The 19,052-nt window shown below is 69.4% G+C and carries 20 protein-coding genes; 17 read left to right on the plus strand and 3 right to left on the minus strand.

Annotated features, from left to right (window positions below; genetic code table 11):
* Window positions 1–3: 3 nt before the first annotated feature.
* From ACFVVM_RS01710 to ACFVVM_RS01725, 4 genes are read left to right on the plus strand one after another with little or no spacing between them, the layout of a single operon-like run.
* Window positions 4–975, plus strand: a complete 972-nt coding sequence (locus tag ACFVVM_RS01710) for an ABC transporter substrate-binding protein (protein WP_387611940.1) — start codon at window positions 4–6, stop codon at window positions 973–975.
* Entirely contained in the window at window positions 972–1,853 is an 882-nt protein-coding gene (locus ACFVVM_RS01715) for an ABC transporter permease (protein WP_387611943.1), read from the plus strand. The genes ACFVVM_RS01710 and ACFVVM_RS01715 overlap by 4 nt, the downstream gene beginning before the upstream one ends.
* Before the next feature lie 19 nt (window positions 1,854–1,872).
* Complete coding sequence (locus tag ACFVVM_RS01720) at window positions 1,873–2,679, plus strand: ABC transporter ATP-binding protein (protein ID WP_387611946.1); 807 nt, start codon at window positions 1,873–1,875, stop codon at window positions 2,677–2,679.
* 59 nt (window positions 2,680–2,738) lie between these two features.
* Entirely contained in the window at window positions 2,739–3,236 is a 498-nt protein-coding gene (locus ACFVVM_RS01725; RefSeq protein WP_387611949.1) for a nucleoside deaminase, read from the plus strand.
* A gap of 9 nt (window positions 3,237–3,245) precedes the next feature.
* On the opposite strand, the gene ACFVVM_RS01730 is transcribed toward ACFVVM_RS01725, so the two are convergent.
* A complete protein-coding gene (locus ACFVVM_RS01730) occupies window positions 3,246–4,529 on the minus strand; it encodes an amidohydrolase family protein (RefSeq protein WP_387611951.1) in 1,284 nt (427 codons plus the stop codon).
* Window positions 4,530–4,610: 81 nt separating this feature from the next.
* Entirely contained in the window at window positions 4,611–5,267 is a 657-nt protein-coding gene (locus ACFVVM_RS01735) for a GntR family transcriptional regulator (protein WP_387611953.1), read from the minus strand.
* 182 nt (window positions 5,268–5,449) lie between these two features.
* On the opposite strand from ACFVVM_RS01735, the gene ACFVVM_RS01740 reads away from it, so the two are divergent.
* From ACFVVM_RS01740 to ACFVVM_RS01780, 9 genes are all read left to right on the plus strand, one after another.
* Window positions 5,450–6,196: a sulfite exporter TauE/SafE family protein gene (locus tag ACFVVM_RS01740; protein ID WP_387611955.1), complete on the plus strand. Its 747-nt coding sequence runs from the start codon at window positions 5,450–5,452 to the stop codon at window positions 6,194–6,196.
* A gap of 26 nt (window positions 6,197–6,222) precedes the next feature.
* Window positions 6,223–7,425, plus strand: a complete 1,203-nt coding sequence (locus ACFVVM_RS01745) for an amidohydrolase (RefSeq protein ID WP_387611956.1) — start codon at window positions 6,223–6,225, stop codon at window positions 7,423–7,425.
* Window positions 7,426–7,493: 68 nt separating this feature from the next.
* A complete protein-coding gene (locus tag ACFVVM_RS01750) occupies window positions 7,494–8,309 on the plus strand; it encodes an ABC transporter ATP-binding protein (RefSeq protein ID WP_387611959.1) in 816 nt (271 codons plus the stop codon).
* Complete coding sequence (locus ACFVVM_RS01755; protein WP_387611962.1) at window positions 8,306–9,154, plus strand: ABC transporter permease; 849 nt, start codon at window positions 8,306–8,308, stop codon at window positions 9,152–9,154. Before ACFVVM_RS01750 ends, ACFVVM_RS01755 begins: the two co-directional genes overlap by 4 nt.
* 39 nt (window positions 9,155–9,193) lie before the next feature.
* Entirely contained in the window at window positions 9,194–10,330 is a 1,137-nt protein-coding gene (locus tag ACFVVM_RS01760) for an ABC transporter substrate-binding protein (protein WP_387611965.1), read from the plus strand.
* Window positions 10,331–10,435: 105 nt separating this feature from the next.
* Entirely contained in the window at window positions 10,436–11,005 is a 570-nt protein-coding gene (gene ruvC, locus ACFVVM_RS01765; protein WP_387611968.1) for a crossover junction endodeoxyribonuclease RuvC, read from the plus strand.
* A complete protein-coding gene (gene ruvA, locus ACFVVM_RS01770; protein WP_387611971.1) occupies window positions 11,002–11,601 on the plus strand; it encodes a Holliday junction branch migration protein RuvA in 600 nt (199 codons plus the stop codon). The genes ruvC and ruvA overlap by 4 nt, the downstream gene beginning before the upstream one ends.
* Window positions 11,602–11,604: 3 nt before the next feature.
* Entirely contained in the window at window positions 11,605–12,696 is a 1,092-nt protein-coding gene (gene ruvB / locus ACFVVM_RS01775) for a Holliday junction branch migration DNA helicase RuvB (RefSeq protein WP_387611974.1), read from the plus strand.
* 44 nt (window positions 12,697–12,740) lie between these two features.
* Complete coding sequence (locus ACFVVM_RS01780; protein ID WP_387611977.1) at window positions 12,741–13,253, plus strand: GtrA family protein; 513 nt, start codon at window positions 12,741–12,743, stop codon at window positions 13,251–13,253.
* 1 nt (window position 13,254) lies between these two features.
* Here the strand turns inward: ACFVVM_RS01780 and ACFVVM_RS01785 are convergent, their stop codons facing one another.
* Window positions 13,255–13,833 carry a DivIVA domain-containing protein gene (locus ACFVVM_RS01785; RefSeq protein ID WP_302870757.1) on the minus strand — a complete coding sequence of 193 codons (579 nt, stop codon included), beginning with the start codon at window positions 13,831–13,833 and terminating at the stop codon, window positions 13,255–13,257.
* A 204-nt stretch (window positions 13,834–14,037) separates the two neighbouring features.
* On the opposite strand from ACFVVM_RS01785, the gene ACFVVM_RS01790 reads away from it, so the two are divergent.
* From ACFVVM_RS01790 to secF, 4 genes are all read left to right on the plus strand, one after another.
* Window positions 14,038–15,528 carry a flavin-containing monooxygenase gene (locus ACFVVM_RS01790; RefSeq protein ID WP_387611981.1) on the plus strand — a complete coding sequence of 497 codons (1,491 nt, stop codon included), beginning with the start codon at window positions 14,038–14,040 and terminating at the stop codon, window positions 15,526–15,528.
* A 165-nt stretch (window positions 15,529–15,693) separates the two neighbouring features.
* Window positions 15,694–16,035: a preprotein translocase subunit YajC gene (gene yajC / locus ACFVVM_RS01795; protein WP_387611984.1), complete on the plus strand. Its 342-nt coding sequence runs from the start codon at window positions 15,694–15,696 to the stop codon at window positions 16,033–16,035.
* Between the two features lie 96 nt (window positions 16,036–16,131).
* Window positions 16,132–17,859: a protein translocase subunit SecD gene (gene secD, locus ACFVVM_RS01800; RefSeq protein ID WP_387611987.1), complete on the plus strand. Its 1,728-nt coding sequence runs from the start codon at window positions 16,132–16,134 to the stop codon at window positions 17,857–17,859.
* Window positions 17,856–19,040 (plus strand): protein translocase subunit SecF, encoded by a 1,185-nt coding sequence (gene secF, locus ACFVVM_RS01805; protein WP_387611990.1) that lies wholly within the window; start codon window positions 17,856–17,858, stop codon window positions 19,038–19,040. The genes secD and secF overlap by 4 nt, the downstream gene beginning before the upstream one ends.
* The last annotated feature ends 12 nt before the right edge of the window (window positions 19,041–19,052 follow it).

Genomic DNA, 19,052 nt, shown 5'->3' on the forward strand with positions numbered 1-19,052 from the left:
GTCATGAAACATTCACCGCGCCAACTGCTCTCGGCGATATTGACCGCACTGCTGCTCGTCGTCGGGCTCACCGCCTGTATCTCGACACCCGACGGTGGCGGTGACACCGCCGCCGTCAAAATCGGTACCCTGCGCGGTCAACCGCACCTCTACGCCCCGTACTTCATGCAGCGGTTCGCCCCGGCGGGCACCACCTACGACATCGTGCTGTTCGAGAACTCACCCGACATCAAGAACGCACTCGCCTCGGGCGCCATCGATTTCGGCTTCCTCGGCGCGCCGTCGATGCTGGCGGGCAGCGCGGCCGGACAGAACGTACGGATCATCGCCTCCGCCGCCGACGGTGGGTCCGGCTTCGTCGGCAAAGCCGACATCACCAGCCCGGATGATCTGCGCGGCAAGAAGATCGGCTTCCCGCAAGGGTCCTCGCAGGAGATCGCGTTGAAGCTCACCCTGCGCGCGCACGGCATCGATCCGGCCACCGATGTGCAGCTGGTCAACCTCGCGTACTCGGATATGGCCAATGCCTACAAGTCCGGCCGGATCGACGCGTTCCTCAGCGCCGAGACCGCGCCCTCGATCGTCATGCAGGACGGCGCGCACCAGATCGTCTCGCCCTATGACACCGTGATCGGCCCGGTGAACATCGTCTTCGGCACCAACAGCACGGTGATCGACCGCGACCGGGAACTGGTGGAACAGACCGTGCGCAGCTTCGTCCAGGCCATCGAGTTCATGCTCGGCGACCGCACCGCCTGGGTCGACGGGCTGGTCGACACCTTCGGCCTCGACCGCACGGTCACCGAGACCGCCGCCGACAATGTGTGGCTGCGCTGGGAACTCGACGACGCCTACCAGCGGCGGCTGGCCGCGCTGGCCGAGCAGATGCTGGCCTTCGACCAGCTGGGCGAGGCGCCCGACCTGCCGACGCTCGTCGACCCCAGCTTCCTGTCCGCGACCGGTGCCGGACAGTGACCGCCCTCGACACCGCCGCGCCCGCCGCACCGACCCCGGTGGCGCCGAGCGCGCCCGCGCGCCGGGGTGCCCGGCTCGGCACCCGTGCCGTCACGGTGCTGTGGGCGCTCCCGGTGCCGATCCTGCTGGCCCTGCTGTGGGATCGGGGTGTCGCGGGCGGCTGGACGCTGCCCTTCGGCATCCAGATGCAGTACCTGCCCACCCCGGTCGAGGTGGCCCGCCGCCTGGCCGATCTCGCCGTCGGCGGCATCATCGACGACACCTACAGCGGCACCCTCTGGCTGCACCTGTACGCCTCCACCCTGCGCGTGGTGCAGGGCTTCGCGTTCGCGGCCGCCGTGGCGATCCCGCTGGGCATCGTGATGGGCCGCTCCCGGCTCGTCTACCGGATGCTCGAACCGACGATCAACCTGATCCGGCCCATCCCGGTCACCGCCTGGGCGCCGCTGTCGCTGCTCATCATCGGCTTCGGCGACCGGTCGACGATCTTCCTGGTGTTCCTGGCCGCGGTGTTCTCGATCCTGCTCAACACTATCGCCGGGGTCAGGGCGGTGCCGGAGCGGTTGCTCGAAGCCGCCGCCATGCTGGGCACCCGGCCCGCGCACACGCTGTACAAGGTGGTGCTGCCCGCGGCCGTGCCCAACATCGTCGCCGGGCTGCGGATCGCGCTCGGCCTGTCGTGGGTGATCCTCGTGGTCGGTGAGACCGTCGGCATCCGGATCGGGTTGGGCGCGTTGATCACCCAGGCCAGGGAGCAATCACGCACCGATCTGATCATCGCCGTGATGATCGTGATCGGCCTGGCCGGATTCCTCGCCGACCGGCTACTGATGCTGCTGGTCAAGGTGCTGACCGGCCGTCGTCCCCTTCTTCCCTGACCGCGCAGACAGGACGCCCATGAAGATCTACTCCACCCGCCGCCGCCCGAATCGCCCGGCGCGCATCGTCATCGACGGGCTCGGCAAACAGTTCCCCGGCGCACCCGGATTCGCGGTCGACGGTGTCGAACTCGACATCGCCGCAGGCGAATTCGTCTGCGTGGTCGGGGCGAGCGGCTGCGGCAAATCCACCCTGCTGCGCATCCTCGCCGGCTTCGAGACTACCACCACCGGCGCCGTCACCGTGGGCGACGAACCGATCAGCGGACCCGGCCCCGAGCGCGGCGTCGTCTTCCAGGACTACGGCCTGTTCCCGTGGCTCACCGTCGCCGAGAACATCGGCTACGGACCGAAACAGGCCAGGATGACCCGCCCCGACATCGCCGAGATCACCGACCGCTGGCTCGACACCGTCGGCCTCACCCGGGTCCGCGAGTCGTTCCCGCACCAGCTCTCCGGCGGTATGCAGCAGCGCGTGGCCATCGCCCGCGTCCTGGCCAACAGCCCCGCCGTCCTGCTCATGGACGAACCCTTCGGCGCCCTCGACGCCCTCACCCGCACCGACATGCAGGCCGAACTCAAACGCATCCACCGCGACACCGCCGTCACCGTCGTCTTCGTCACCCACGGCATCGACGAAGCGGTCTACCTGGCCGACCGCGTGGTCGTGATGGCGGGCGGCGCCGCCCACGGCAACCCCGGCCACGTCCGCGAAGTCATCGAGATCGACCTCCCCGGCGAACGCGACTCCACCACACCGGAATTCAACGCCTACAAGCGCCGCATCGACGCCCTGGTCCACCAGGGCAACCACGCGGCGGCTTGATCCTGTGGGGGCGGCTCCCGGTCCCGGCGGCACGGACGCACTTCGCCTAGTATCGAGCGGTGTTCTCCCCGCATGAGGCTGTCGGCACGGCACTTGACGTCGCGCGGGAGGGACTGGAGCACGGCGAGATGCCGATCGGCGCGATCGTGTTCGACGCCGACCGTGTGCTCGGGCGGGCGTACACGCAGGAACGGGCACTGCGCCGTCGAATCGTCCATGCCGATCTCCTGGCCCTGCTGCAGGCCGACGAGGCTCTCGGATTCACCAGGCCATCAGGAGAATTGACGCTGGCGGTCACGCTCGAGCCGTGCCTGATGTGCCTGGGCGCGGCGATCACCCTCGGGGTGACGCGTGTGTGGTTCGCCCTCGAGTCACCGAATGACGGTGGAGTCGAGCTCGTACGGTCCTGGGCACCCCCGACGGAACTCGCGTTCTTCGCCAAGCCACGCGAAGTCCTCGGCGGCATTCACCGGGAGGAGGCGCGGGCCCTGTTCGCCGAATACGCCAGTGGCACTGGCCCGGTCGGGATGCGGGAGTGGGCACGCAGCCTCAGTTGACCGGGTGTTTCACGAGGCGGCTCGTTCGCTATGCGTGGCGATCGGGCGGGCGACGATCTCGGTGACGCGGGTCGTGCGGGCGACGATGCGGCCGGACTTGATGACGTAGCAGCGGTCGGGGCGGTCGAGGAGGGCGTCGGCGAGGCGGTGGGTGCCGAGGACGACGAGGTCGGCGGCGGCGCCGATCCGGATGCCGTGGCGGTCGCCGATGCCGACCACGGCGGCCGCGTCGACGGTGGCCATGTCCAGGACGCGGCGCAGGTCGTCGTCGCCCGACAGGTGGCCGGTCTGGGCGAGGAACAGGCCGATGTCGAGAAGGTCGGCGTTGCCGTACGGGGTGAAGGCGTTGCGGATGTTGTTGGAGGAGTAGGCCGTGGTGACGCCCGCGGCCCACAGTTCCCGGATAGGCGCGATGCCTCGGCGCACAGCGGATTCGTCGGCGCGCCCGCCCAGGTGCATGTCGGTGGCGGGGAGCGGGACCACCGCCACTCCGGCTGCCGCCAGCCGGGCCATCGTCGCCTGGCGTTCGCGGGGTGGGCGGGCGGCGAGGGAGGTGACGTGGCCGAGGGCGACGCGGCCGCCGAGGCCTGAACGCTGGGTCGCCTCGGCGATGTGGTCGGCCAGGGCGAAGCGCGGGTCGGTGGCGTCGTCGGCGAAATCGGCGTGGATGTCCACGGGCACAGCGAATTCGGCGGCCAGGTCGAAGACCAGATCGATGTGGCGGTGGCAGTCGGCGAGGTCGGCCTCGTTGTAGGAGCAGCCGCCGATCACGTCCGCGCCACGGCGTAGCGCCTCGCGCAGCAGGTCGAGGGTGCCGGGGGCGCGCAGGATGCCTTCCTGCGGGAAGGCGACGATCTGCAGGTCGATCAGCCCGCGGTACTCCTCGCGCAGGTCGAGCAGCACGTCGACGCCGAGCAGTCCCACGATCGGATCGACATCGGGATGCGCGCGAATCAGGGTGGTGCCGTGGACGATCGCGCGATCGAGCACCCGCCGGGCACGGTCGGCGACATCGTTCGCGGTGAATCCGCGCTTGAGTTCGCCGGTGATGGCGATCGCACCCGCGAGGGTGTTGTCGGGGGCACTGGCTTGCCCGTCGAGTAATGCCTTGTCCAGGTGGACATGGGGCTCGATCAGTCCGGGGATGACCACCCGTGTGGCGCAGTCGATCTCGGTGGTCGCGGCGGCCCGCAGGTCCGTCCCGATGGCCGTGATCACGCCGTCGGTGACGGCGATGTCGACCGGATCGATGTCATCGGCGACACGGGCGCGGCGCAGCAGCAGATCGACCACGAATACCTCCTGGAACGTGGGGGACAGTCTTTGTATACGACTACCGCGTTTCCGGAGAAGGCCGGCGATGCTGCGACTGTGTTAACCGTCCTCGCCGCCGCGCGGGCGCAACCGGTAGGCCGAGGCCGCGTGCGCGATGTGCTCGGCGACCACGGCGTGGGCCCGCTCGGCGTCACCGGCTTCCAATGCGGCACAGATCTGTTCGTGCTCGTCCCAGGAGTCCTCGGCCCTGCGCGGCAGCTCGACCGCGTAGACCCAGGCGATCTTCCAGCTCAGCTGGGTGATCAACTGTGCGAGCAGCGCGCTGCCGGACGCCTCGGCCAGTACCTCGTGGAACCGGCTGTTGAGCCGGGCCAGCTCATCGAGCCTGCCGTCCCGCACGGCCTCCTGGCCCAGCGAGGTGAGCTCCTTGAGCCTGCCCAGCTGCTCGGGGCTGCGCCGCGTCGCGGCCCGGCTCGCGCACAGGGGCTCGAGCAGCGCGCGGATCTCCAGCAGATCGGCCGCCTCCGCCTCGGTCAGCTCGGCGACGAAAGTGCCCGCATAGGGCCGTGACGAGGCGAAACCCTCGGCCTCGAGGGTCCGCAACGCTTCCCGGACCGGGACCCGGGAGACGCCGTACCGCTCGGCGAGGGTGTCCTCGGTCAGGCGCTGCCCGGAGACGAAATCGCCGCGGATGATGTCGTCGCGGATGGCGCGGCAGACCTGCTGCGGAGTCATCCGGCGGACGGTGCTGCTCACGTCGCCTCCTGTGATCGACGGGCGCCTGGTTCGTCTACGATCCACGCCCTCGCGATGGTCAGTACCTCACGAATCTACGTGACGTCCGCCGGTCGGCTGCTGGTGGCGACCCCAGCGGCCCTCGACAGGACCTAGCTGGAGTGATTCGTATACGATCGCGACACGCTCTCGGAAAGGATGTCATGGACCCCGTGCACATGGCACTGCTACTGGCCGCAGGTCTCGGCGCAGGATTCTGCAATGCCATCGCCGGCGGCGGCAGCCTGCTGTCGTTCCCCGCCCTGCTGGCCTTCGGCCTGCCGCCGGTCACCGCGACCGTGACCAATGCCGTCGCGGTGTGGCCCGGCTACCTCGGCGGCGCGGCGACCCTGCGCAAGCGCACCGGGCCCTTTCGGGAACTGCTGCCGCGATTGGTGATCACCGGCACCGTCGGCGCCATCGGCGGCGCGCTCGCCCTGCTCACCGCGCCGCCCGAGGTGTTCGCGGCCATCGTGCCCTACCTGGTCCTCGCGGCCACCGCCCTGTTCGCCGCCCAGCCCTGGCTCTCGCGCAAACTCGCCGACCGGCAGTCCGATTCGCGGATCACCCTGTTCGTCGGTGTGTTCCTCGGCGGCATGTACGGCGCCTACTTCAACGGCGGCATGGGCATCGTGTTGCTCACCGCGCTCGCCCTGGGCATCGATGCCTCCGCCCAGCTGCTCAACGGCCTGAAAAGCCTGCTCACCGTCGCGGTGTCGACCACCGCGATGATCGCGGTCGCGCTGTTCGGGCCGGTCGACTGGATCGCCGTCGCCCTGCTCGCGCCCGCCTGCCTGCTCGGCGGCGTGCTCGGCGCCCGGTTCGCGGATCGGCTGCGGCCCGGCGTGTTCCGCGCGGTCGTGATCGTCTTCGGTGCCGGTGCGGGCACCGCCATGCTGCTCACCGCGTGAGCGCCCATCACCAAGGAGGACCTCCGATGACCGAACTGCTGTTGCGCGGTGGCACGCCGTGGCTGCCCGGTGCCGCGCCCGTGCCCGCCGACATCCACCTCGTCGGCGGCCGGATCGCCGCGATCGGGCCCGGTCTGGCCCCCGCGGGCGCCGAGGTCATCGATCTCGACGGCGCGCTGGTCCTGCCCGGACTCGTCGACTCGCACTGCCACCTGGACAAGACCCTGTGGAGCGGGCCGTGGGTGCCCAACACCGGCGGCCGCACCCTGGCCGGGCGCATCGCCAACGGGGAGGCTCGGCGCACCGAACTCGGCATCCCGAACGTCGACTACGCCGGGAACCTGCTCGCCGCCATGATCGCCGGTGGCACCACGCACGTGCGCAGCCACGTGGACATCGATCCCGAGATCGGGCTGAAGGGTGTCGAGGTCGTCCGCGCCGCCGCGGAACGCCACCGTGACCGCGTCGACGTCGAGCTGGTGGCCTTCCCGCAGGGCGGGCTGATCACCCGCCCCGGCACCGCCGAGCTGATCGAAGCGGCGCTGGCCGAGGGCGTCGAGGTGATCGGCGGACTCGACCCGGCGGGCTACGACAACGACGCCGCGGGCCAGCTCGACATCGTCTTCGGCCTGGCCGACCGCTATGGCGCCAAGATCGACATCCACCTGCACGACGGTGGCGCGCTCGGTGCCTGGCAGTTCGACCTGATCATCGAGCGCACCAGGGCACTCGGGCTCGGCGGCCGGGTCGCCATCAGCCACGCCTACGCCATGGGCCAGCAGTTCGCCGAGGACCAGCGGCGCATCGCCGACGATCTCGCGGAGGCGGGCGTGGCCATGGTGACCTGCGCGGTCGGCGAGGCGCCGGTGGTCCCGGTGCGGGTCATGCGGGAAGCGGGCGCGACCTTGGCGCTGGGCAACGACGGCATCCGCGATCTGTGGACGCCCTACGGCGACGGCGACATGCTGCGCCGGATCGGCACCGTGGCCTACCGCGATCGACTGGTCGCCGACGCGGAGATCGAACTCGCCCTGCATGCCGGAACCTACGGCGGCGCACAGGTTCTCGGGCTGGCGGACTACGGACTCGCGGTCGGTGCCGCCGCCGATCTGGTGGTGATCGACGCGCCGACCCCGGCTGCGGCGGTGGTCGCGGTACCCGCCCGTCGCCTCGTCCTCAAGCGCGGAAAGATTGTCGCCGCACAGGGTGCGCTGACGCCAGGAAATTGATCGTATACGAAACAAACGCGTAATCGCGAAGACCGCGATCGGCAATGACCGGTGACTAGAAATAGTCCATGAGCGCAACGGCTTCCACCGCGTCGCCCGCCATCGACTCGTATACGAGCATCGACCGCGACGCCGATTCCGAACCGGCCCTGACCTTCGACGGCGTCTCCCTGGTGTTCGGCGACGGCACCAGGGCGCTGTCCGACATCGACCTGCGCGTGCGAGCCGGCGAATTCGTCTCGCTCGTCGGCCCTTCGGGGTGTGGCAAGTCCACCCTGCTGCGCCTGGCCGCGGGCTTCGAACAACCGACCGGGGGCAGCGTGCGGGTCGGCGCGGGCCGGATGGGCTATGTCTTCCAGGAGTCGACCCTGCTGGCCTGGCGCAGCGTGGCCCGCAATGTCGAACTGCCCGCCGAACTCGCCGGGATCGACCGGGCCACCCGCCGGGCCGACGCCAAGGACGCGATCGACCGGGTCGGGCTCACCGGTTTCGAGAAACACAAACCCGCCCAGCTGTCCGGTGGCATGCGGATGCGGGCCTCGATCGCCCGCGCGCTCACCCTGCGGCCCGAATTGTTCCTGTTCGACGAACCTTTCGGCGCGCTCGACGAGATCACCCGGCAGCGGCTGAACGAAGAGGTCGGCGCGCTGTTCCGGCGCGACGGCTTCGCCGGGGTCTTCGTGACCCACTCGGTCGGTGAGGCGGTGTTCATGTCCACCCGCGTCGTCGTGCTCACCGGTCGGCCCGGCCGCGTGGCCGCCGACATCCCGGTGCCCTTCGACTTCCCGCGCCTGCCCGCGCTGCGCTACACCCCGGAATTCGCGGCGATCTCGGCCGAGGTCTCGGCCGCGTTGCGCGGCGCCGAACAGGAGGCGGCCGCATGACCGCCGTGGCCGTCGCCGGGGTGGGGGAATCCACCATGAAGTCGGTGCGCCACTGGCCGTTCCGGGTGTCGCCGATCCGGGTGTTCGCGCCGGTGGTGGTGTTCGTGGCGGTGCTGGCGAGCTGGTCGCTGGTCAGTCACGTGCTGCTCGACCCGCAGTCGCGGTTCCTGCTGCCCGCACCGGAACAGGTGATCGCCAAGGGACTGCTCGACCCGATGGCGCGCTCGGCGATCCTGACCGCGCTGTGGTCGACGGTGCAGGTGGCACTGGTCGGCTTGATCATCGCGATCGTGCTCGGCGTCGCCTTCGCGGTGATCATGAGCCAGGCCCGCTGGGCGGAGTACTCGCTGTATCCGTATGCGGTGGTGCTGCAGACGATTCCGATCCTCGCGGTGGTCCCGCTGTTCGGCTTCTGGTTCGGCTACGAGTTCTCCAGCCGAGTGATCGTGTGCGTGATGGTCTCGCTGTTCCCGGTCATCACCAACACCCTGTTCGGCCTGAAATCGGTGGCACCGGCCGAACACGACCTGTTCACGTTGCATGGCGCCGGCCGCCGGCAGCGACTGCTGAAACTGCAACTGCCGAGCGCGCTGCCCGCGATGATCTCCGGATTCAAGATCTCCGGCGGCATGGCCATCATCGGCTCCATCGTCGCCGACTTCTTCTTCCGGCAGGGCGAACCCGGCATCGGCCGGATGATCGACGTCTACCGCCAGCAGCTGGCCACCGAGGAACTGCTCACCGCCCTGCTGCTGTCCTCGCTGGTCGGCCTGATCCTGTTCTGGCTCTTCGACTTCATGGCCCGCCGGGTCGACCACGCGCACGGCCTGCGCCGCGACACCTGAACCCGCACCCGCACATTCGCTCGACCCGAAGGACTCCCCGTGTTCAAGAAGCCCGTCCTCGCCACGGCCGCACTGGCCGGTGCCGCCCTCCTGACCGCCTGCACCAGCGCGACCTCGGTTCCCGAACCGACCGGCGAGGGCGTCCTCGCCGGGGTCTGCCCGTCGACCGTGGTCATCCAGACCGACTGGTACGCCACCCCCGAGCGGGCCGCCGCCTTCCAGCTGGTCGGGCCCGACGGCACCGTCGACGTGAAGAAGGGCGCCTACACCGGTCCGCTCGGCGACACCGGCGTGAATGTCGAAGTGCGCCTTGGCGGTCCGTTCCTCGGTGGCCAGCCGGTCCCGGCCCAGATGTATCAGGACCCGAGCATCACCCTCGGCTTCGTCCCCACCGACGACGCCGTGCGCGCCGCGGCCAAGTTCCCGGTGACCGGCGTCTTCGCCTCCCTCGACGTGAATCCGCAGATCGTGATGTGGGACCCGGCGACCTACCCGCAGATCAAGACCTGGAAGGACGTCGCGGCCAGCGGTGCGCCGGTGGTCTACTCCGAGGGCAAGATCTTCATGGACTACCTGATCGCCGACGGTGACGTGCTGCCCGAGCAGGCCGACGCCTCCTTCGACGGCACCCCGAGCCGGTTCGTCGCCGAACGCGGCCGGGTGATGCAGCAGGGCTATGTCTCCAACGAGCCCTACCGCTGGGAACACGACGTCAAGGGCTGGATGAAGCCGGTCGAATCGCTGCTCGTGCACGAATCCGGTTACGAGATCTATCCGCACGCCTGGTCGGTGCGCACCGGCGAACTCGACGCGCTCAGCGGCTGCCTGACCGCACTGGTGCCGATGTTGCAGCAGGCCCAGATCGACTATGTCGACGATCCCGAACCGGTGAACGCCGCCCTGCTGCGCATTGCCGAGACCATCCCCGACGGCCCGCCGATGACCGCGGCGGGCAACACCGATTCGGTGAAAGTCCAACTCGCCCAGAAGATCGTCGGCAACGGCCCCGACCAGACCCTCGGCGATTTCGACACCGCGCGCGTGGACCGCGTCATCACCGCGGTCACCCCGATCCTGCGCAAGCGCGGGGTGGAGATTCCCGATGGCGTCACCGCCGGCACGATCGTCACCAACCGGTTCATCGATCCCGCGATCGGCCTGCCGACGACTCCGTGACCGTCGGCCCTCGCGTGCGGCCGTGTCCCGTGTCGCTCTTCGGCGTGCGAGCCGGAATGCACTACGCTTTCGAACAACTGTTCGTGTTCGTCGAAGGGGTTGCCGGTGCGGGTGATGGGCGTCGATCCCGGGCTCACGCGGTGCGGGCTCAGCGTGGTCGACAGCGGGCCGGGGCGGAAGGTCGTCGCGCTCGACGTGGGGGTGGTGCGAACGCCGCCGGAAGAGGAACTGGCCTTGCGGCTGATGGCCGTCGCCGATGCCGCCGAGGAGTGGATGGACACCCACCGGCCCGAGGCGGTGGCGATCGAGCGGGTCTTCGCCCAGCACAATGTGCGCACGGCGATGGGGACCGCGCAGGCCGGTGGGGTGATCGCGCTGGCGGCGGCACGGCGGGGGATCCGCGTCGCGTTCCACACCCCCAGCGAGGTGAAGGCCGCCGTCACCGGCAACGGCACCGCCGACAAAGCACAGGTCACCGCGATGGTGACCAGGATTCTCGGCTTGCAGGTCGCCCCGAAACCGGCCGATGCCGCCGACGCGCTCGCCCTGGCCATCTGTCATTGTTGGCGGGCGCCGCTGCTGGACCGGATGGCGGCCGCCCAGGCGCAGGCGGACGCGGTGCGCCGCCGCTACGAACAACGGCTCGCCGAACAACGAAAGGTGGTGCGCGGGTGATCGCGTCGGTACGCGGTGAGGTGCTCGAGATCGCGCTCGATCACGTGGTGATCGAGGCCGCCGGTATCGGCTACCGCCTCAACGTCACCCCCGCCACGCTGGCCGGACTCACCCGCGGCGAACAGGCGCGGCTGTGCACGGCGATGATCGTGCGCGAGGACTCGATGACCCTGTACGGGTTCGCCGACACCGAGGCCCGCGACCTGTTCGGCCTGCTGCAGACCGTGTCCGGGGTCGGACCGCGCCTCGCCATGGCGGTGCTGGCCGTCCTCGAACCCGAAGCGCTGCGAAAGGCCTTGGCCGAGAGCAATGTCGCCGCGCTCACCAGGGTGCCCGGTATCGGCAAGCGCGGCGCCGAGCGCATGGTCGTCGAACTGCGCGACAAGGTGAACCTCGTCCCCGTGCCCGCCGGTCCGGCCGGTGCCCAGGTCCCGATCACGCCGGTCCGCGAGCAGGTCACCGAAGCGCTCGTCGGGCTCGGTTTCCCGGCGAAACAGGCCGAGCAGGCCGTCGACGCCGTGCTGGCCGAACAGCCCGCCGCGAGCACCTCGGTGGCCCTGCGCGCCGCCCTCGGCTCGCTCGGCAAGAACAGGTAGACGATGGACTCCGAGGAGGACTTCGACGAATCCGCGCTCACCGCCCGGTATCTGCCCACCGACGGTGACGCCGAGCCCGGCCTGCGCCCGACCTCGCTCGACGAGTTCATCGGCCAGCCCCGCGTGCGCGAACAGCTCACCCTGGTCCTGCGCGGCGCCCGCCAGCGCGGCGCCACCCCCGACCACGTGCTGCTCTCCGGGCCACCCGGGCTCGGCAAGACCAGCATGGCGATGATCATCGCCGCCGAACTCGGCACCGCCCTGCGCATCACCTCCGGCCCCGCGCTCGAACGCGCCGGCGACCTGGCCGCCATGCTGTCGAACCTGGTCGAAGGCGATGTGCTGTTCATCGACGAGATCCACCGGATGGCTCGGCCCGCCGAGGAGATGCTCTACCTGGCGATGGAGGACTTCCGCGTCGACGTGGTCGTCGGCAAGGGCCCGGGCGCGACCTCGATCCCCCTCGACATCGCCCCGTTCACCCTCGTCGGCGCGACCACCCGCTCCGGCGCGCTGACCGGCCCGCTGCGCGACCGCTTCGGCTTCACCGGCCACATGGACTTCTACGACACCGGCGAACTGCTGCGGATCCTGCTGCGCTCGGCCCGCATCCTCGGCGTGCTGATCGACGACGACGCCGCCGCCGAAGTGGCCGGCCGCTCCCGGGGCACGCCACGCATCGCCAACCGGCTGCTGCGCCGCGTCCGCGACTTCGCCGAGGTCAGGGCCGACGGCGTCATCACGCTGCCGATCGCGCGGGCCGCGCTCGAGGTCTACGACGTCGACGGCCTCGGCCTCGACCGGCTCGACCGGGCCGTCCTCGGTGCGCTCGTGCGCGGATTCGGCGGGGGACCGGTGGGTGTCTCGACGCTGGCCGTCGCCGTCGGCGAGGAAGCGGCCACCGTCGAAGAGGTCTGCGAACCCTTCCTCGTGCGGGCCGGACTCGTCGCCCGCACTCCGCGCGGCCGGGTCGCCACGGCCGCCGCCTGGGAGCACCTGGGGCTGGTGCCGCCACCGGATCTGGTGATCGGCGCGATCGAAGTGCGTGGGCGCGAACCACAACCGAGTCCGGATCGCTACGACCCAGAGGGTTGACACCCGGCGGGCACGTCGCGTCGGCGTCGTCTACTGTCGGCTTGGTGGCAGTCCATGCGGTGGTGCAGCGTCTCCCCGAGCCGTTGCGCTCGGTGGCCCTCGCGCACCGGGAGCTCCTGAAATTCGCCGTCGTCGGCGCGATGACGTGGTTCATCGACACCGGCGTCGTGTACGCGCTGAAACTGACCGTGCTCGGCGACAAGCCGCTCACCGCGCGCCTGCTCGGTGCGCTGATCGCGACCATCGCCTCCTACATCCTCAATCGCGAGTGGTCCTTCCGCACCCGCGGTGGGCGCCAGCGCAGCCACGAGGCCGCACTGTTCTTCACCGTCAGCGCGCTGGGGATCGTCGTCACCATGATCCCGCAGGCGATCTCGCTGTACGTACTGAATCTGCGTGTGCCCCACGTGGATCCGGCCGTGCAGATGGTCGCGAACTTCGTCTCCGGGCAGATCCTCGGCGTCCTGCTGGCCATGGCGTTCCGCTTCTGGGCGTTCCGCCGCTACGTCTTCCCCGACGACCTGCGCGAAGCGGAACTGCACAGCATCCAGGGGTAGTTCACACCCGGCGTTCGGCGTGCTCGAGCGCGGTGATCACCAGGTCGATGAAGGCGTCGACCTCTTCGCGGGAGTAGCCGCGGGTGCCGAGGCGGGTGTCGGTGAACCGGACTCCGCGCACATCGGTGGCGGTCAGGCTGCCCGGCCCGTTGTGGGCCAGGGTCGCCGCGACCAGGTCGAGGAACGCGTCGACCTCTTCCTCGTGGTAGCCGCGCCGGCCGACCGCGGACTGGCTGAACCGCATGCGGTGCACGTCGTCGGGGGTCAGCATCTCGGCGATGTCGTCACCGGGGCGCGCCGCCGGGACCGGGGCGCCGCCCTTCTGCCGGTGCTCGAGCTCGGTCCTGACCCGGTCGAGGAAATCGTCGACCTGATCGGCCTGGTAGCCGCGCCCGCCGAATCGCGGCGCGCCGAAGTGGACGTGGCGGATATCGTCGGCGGTGAGGGCGCCCTGACCGTCGAGGGTGGCCGAGACCAATTCGAGGAAGGCATCGACTTCGTCGGCGTGGTAGCCACGGTGGCCGAGGTTCGGCATGGCGAAGTGGGTGCGGCTCACATCGTCGGGCGTCACAGCGGTCATTGTGTCAGGATTGCCCTTCTATCCCACGGGTTTTCGTCATCGGGCCGCGACTGACGACGCCGTCGTCGACGGCCGCCGTACCGCGTGACTGTACACCGGGTGGCCTCGGATTCATGACGATGTTACTGTCGCTGTATCAGGATGATGTGTCATTCTGTAACAGACACTTTTCGATGAGCACTGTGTTGTGCTTGGAGGTTCGACGTGGCACCTCGGTTGGACGCGGTCATCGTCGGGGCGGGTTTCGGTGGCATCGGTGCCGCCATCGAACTCGACCGGCTCGGCCTGCGCGATTTCGTCATCCTGGAACGCGAGGACGACCTCGGCGGTACCTGGCATGTGAACCGGTACCCCGGTCTCGCGGTCGACATCGCCTCGGTCACCTACTCGTATTCCTTCGAGCCGAACCCGTACTGGTCGCGGTTGTTCGCGCCAGGCGCCGAGCTCAAGAAATACGCCGGGTTCGTGGCCGACAAGTACGACCTGCGTCGGCGCATGCGCTTCGGGACCGTGGTCGAGGGCGCCCGCTGGGACGAGGACAACCAGCACTGGGTGGTCACCGTCGCCGGTGGGGAGACGCTCACCGCGCGCTACCTGCTCGCCGCGACCGGCTTCCTGTCCCAGCCCTACACCCCGCCGTTCCCGGGGATCGAGTCCTTCGCGGGCAAGATCATCCACACCACCGACTGGGACGCAGGCTACGACCTCACCGATCGCCGGGCCGCCGTCATCGGCACCGGCGCCACCGCGGTGCAGCTGGTGCCCGAGGTGGCCAAGCAGGTCGCCGCGCTGACGGTGTTCCAGCGCACCCCGATCTGGGTGGTGCCCAAGGTCGACGTGCCGATCCCGAAGCCGGTCCAGCAGGTCTTCGCCAAGGTGCCGCTCACCCAGAAGGCCGCGCGGCTGGTCAACACCGGCATGCTCGAGGCGCTGATGGTCGTCGGCGTGCTGCACTACGCGCAGGCCAAGCCGCTGAACAAGGCGGCCGCGGCACTGGCCAAGGCGCACCTGTTCGCGCAGGTGCGCGACAAGGACACCAGGGCCGGGCTCACCCCGCACTACGACTTCGGCTGCAAGCGGCCCACCTTCTCCAACCAGTACTTCAAGACCTTCAACGAACCGCACGTGCGGTTGGAGACGAACTCGATCGACCACGTCGAACCCGACGGCATCGTCACCGCCGACGGGCGCAAGACCGAGATCGACACCCTGCTGCTCGCCACCGGCTTCAACCTGTGGGACGTGAACTTCCCGGCCATCGAGATCGTCGGCCGCGACGGGGTGAACCTCGGCAAGTTCTGGCGCGACAACCGGTTCCAGGCCTACGAGGGCATCACCGTGCCCAAGTTCCCCAACTTCCTGAGCCTCAACAGCCCCTACTCCTACAGCGGGCTGTCCTACTTCACCACCATCGAGGCCCAGATGAAGCACATGGGCAGGCTGTTCACCGAGCTGTTCCGGCGCGGCGAGCGGACCTTCGAGGTCACCGAGCGGGCCAACGCGGAGTTCCTCGACCGGGTCACCGACAAGCTCGGCTCCTCGGTGTTCTACGGCGGTGACTGCTCCACGGCCCGCAGCTACTACTTCAACCAGCACGGGGAAGCCGCGCTGCTGCGGCCGACCAGCACCGTCAACGCGCACCGCGAGGCGGTCACCTTCCCGCTCGACGACTACACCTACGGGCGCATCGCCTGAGCGCCCTCGACCCCATCCGGCCTCGGTCCGCGCCGTGCGGACCGGGGCCGTTTCGCCTCTGTTCGGCCGCCGCACCGGGTGTCCGGTGTGTCGCCGTGACGGGGAACTGGCAGACTGTCAGGCGTACTTGCACGTCCACCCACTGACTAGGGACTGACTTCGACGATGGACTTCCTGTTTCCGCTGCTGATCCTGGCCCTGCTCGTGCCGATGTTCTTCGGTATCCGCAAACAGAAGCGGGAGGCCGAGAAGGTCTCGAGCATGCAGGAGAGCCTGAAGGTCGGTGACTCCGTGATCACCACCTCGGGGCTGTACGGCACCATCGTCGACCTCGACGAGACCACCGTCGACCTGGAGATCGCCGAGGACGTCGTCACCACCTGGCTGCGCCAGGCGATCCGTGAGGTCCGGGTGGAGGAGCCGGTGGGCGAGGAGACCCCCGCCGTGACCGACGCCCCCGTCGAGGAAGCCGTGGATCAGACCGAGACCCGGCTGACCAAGGACTGACCCCGTCCCACTCCCCGCCGGGTACCTCGCGTGCCCGGCCGGGCACCGTTGTGCCCACCGAACCAGCCTCGACTTCCGCCTAGGAGATGACCTGCTGTGCCACCTTCCCAAGGATCGGCGCATCCGTTCCGGTTGCTCGGCGTCTACGCCGCGCTGCTGGCCGTGATCTACGCGCTGGTGTTCTTCACCGGTGACCAATCGCCCACGCCCAAGCTCGGCATCGACCTGCAGGGCGGTACCCGCGTCACCCTGACCGCGCGCACCCCGGACGGCAGCAACCCGAGCCAGGACAGCCTGAAGAAGGCGCAGGAGATCATCGAGAACCGTGTCAACGGTCTCGGCGTCTCCGGCTCCGAGGTGGTCATCGACGGTAGCAACCTCGTCATCACGGTGCCCGGCGACGACAGCCAGCAGGCACGTGCGCTGGCCACCACCGCCAAGCTCTACATCCGGCCGGTGCTGGCCGCCACCCCGCCGCAGGCCGGTGGCGCCGCCCCGGAGGCACCGCCCACCGACGGCACGGCCCCGCAGGCGCCGCCCGCCGACGGCCAGGAACCACAGGCTCCGGCCACCGATGCCCCGGCACCGGCGACCGACGCGCCCGCCCCGGCCGACGGCGAGCAGACCACGCCCGCCCCGCAGTCTCGGGTGTTCCCCGCCCAGGCGCCGCCGACTCCCACGCCGACCCCGGGTAGCCCCACCTACCAGGAGCAGCAGGCCAAGGAGATCGCCGACGCCAAGGCGCTGCGTCAGAGCACCGACCAGGCCGTGCAGCAGGTCGCGGTGGCCAGCATGGACTGCAACGTCCCCGATCCGCTGGCCGGCAACGACGATCCGGCGCTGCCGCTGGTCACCTGCTCGCAGGACGGCACCGAGGTGTTCGTGCTCGGCCCGAGCCGCATCGACGGCCAGGAGATCGCGGACGCCACCTCCGGGCTGAACTCCCAGCAGGCTCGGCACGAGGTGAACCTCGAGTTCAAGGGCTCGGGTTCGGACGCCTGGGCCGATCTGACCGGTGAGTACCTCAACCAGCGGGTCGCGTTCGTGCTCGACTCGGAAGTGGTCAGCGCACCGGTGGTGCAGCAGGGCCCGCAGCTGGGCGGCCGCACCTCGATCTCGGGCAGCTTCAACGCCGACAGCGCGGCCGAGCTGGCCAACACCCTCAAGTACGGTTCGCTGCCGCTGTCGTTCCAGACCTCCGAAGCCGAGACCGTCTCGGCCACCCTCGGCCTGTCCTCGCTCAAGGCGGGCCTGCTGGCCGGTGCCATCGGCCTGATCGCGGTGCTGATGTACTGCCTGCTCGTGTACCGGCTGCTCGGCTTCCTCGCCGGGTTCTCGCTGATCGTGGCCGGGTTCGCGGTCTACGGCATCATCGTGCTGCTCGGCCGCTGGATGTCGTTCACCCTCGACCTGGCCGGTATCGCCGGTCTGATCATCGGTATCGGCCTGACCGCCGACTCGTTCGTGGTGTTCTTCGAACGCATCAAGGACGAGATGCGTGAGGGCCGCAGCTTCCGTTCGGCGGTGCCGCGCGGCTGGGCCCGCGCCCAGCGCACCAACCTGTCCGGCAAGACGGTCAGCCTGATCGCCTCGGTCGTGCTGTACCTGCTCGCCGCCGGTCAGGTGAAGGGCTTCGCCTTCACCCTCGGTATCACCACCGTCCTCGACGTGATCGTGCTCTACCTGGTCACCGCCCCGCTGATGATGCTCGCCGCGCGCTCCCCGTTCTGGGCCAAGCCGTCGGTGAACGGTCTCGGCGTGGTGCAGCAGATCGCCAGGGAACGCGGCGCGGGCCAGGTCCGGCCGAAGGAGATGTCACGATGACCAACGCCAACCCCACCGGCGAATCGGTGGCACTCGACAAGGCCGAGCCGGCCTCGGCCCCGCACCACACCTTCCTGGAGCGGCTCTACACCGGCACCGGCGGCTTCCCGATCGTCAGCAAGCGGAAGCTGTTCTACACGCTCGCGGCGATCTTCCTGCTGATCTCGCTGGCCAGCATCGCGGTGCGCGGGTTCACCCTCGGCATCGACTTCACCGGTGGTTCGCGGATCCAGATCCCGGCCACCGACGAGATCACCACCCAGCAGGTGGAGGACGTCTACTCCGAGGCACTCGGCCACGGGCCGGTCTCGGTGCAGCGGGTCGGCTCCGGCGACAGCGCGACCATCCAGGTGCGTTCGGAAGCCCTCGACGCCGCCGAGATCGAACAGGTGCAGACCGCGCTGTTCGACGAGTTCCAGCCGAAGGATTCCTCCGGCGAGGTCACTCGCAACGCCATCAGCTTCGCCGAGATCAGCGAGACCTGGGGCGGGCAGATCACCCAGAAGGCGCTGATCGCGCTGGGGGTGTTCGTCCTGTTGACGATGATCTACATCGCGATCCGCTTCGAACGGGACATGTCGATCGCGGCGATCGTGTCGCTGTTCTTCAACCTGATCGTCACCGCGGGCATCTATTCGCTGGTCGGGTTCGAGGTGACCCCGGCCGCGGTGATCGGTCTGCTCACGATCCTCGGCTTCGTGCTCTACGACAACGTGGTGGTCTTCGACAAGGTCGAGGAGAACACCAGGGGTGTGCTGCACCTGAACAAACGCACCTACGCCGAACAGGCGAACCTGGCCGCCAACCAGACCCTGATGCGCTCGATCAGCACCACCGTCATCGGCATCCTGCCGATCATCGGCATGTTGGTGATCGCGGTGTGGTTGCTCGGTGTGGGCACGCTCAAGGACCTCGCGCTGGTGCAGCTGGTCGGCATGATCGTCGGCGCCTACTCCTCGATCTTCTTCGCCGTGCCGGTGCTGGTGTCGATCAAGGAACGCTGGGGTCCGGTGGCCGCGCACACCAAGAAGGTGCTCGACAAGCGGGCCGGTATCGGCGTCGCTCCCCGGGTTCCGGTGGGCGCGAGCGCGGGTGCCGCCCGCGGTCCCCGGCCGAGCGACTCGGGCGCGCCCCGGCCGGGTACCCGGCCGAGCGGGAAGCGGCACAAGAGAAGGCACTGACGCCGAGAGCAG

This window comes from Nocardia sp. NPDC058176 (genome assembly GCF_042883805.1).
Taxonomy (GTDB): domain Bacteria; phylum Actinomycetota; class Actinomycetes; order Mycobacteriales; family Mycobacteriaceae; genus Nocardia.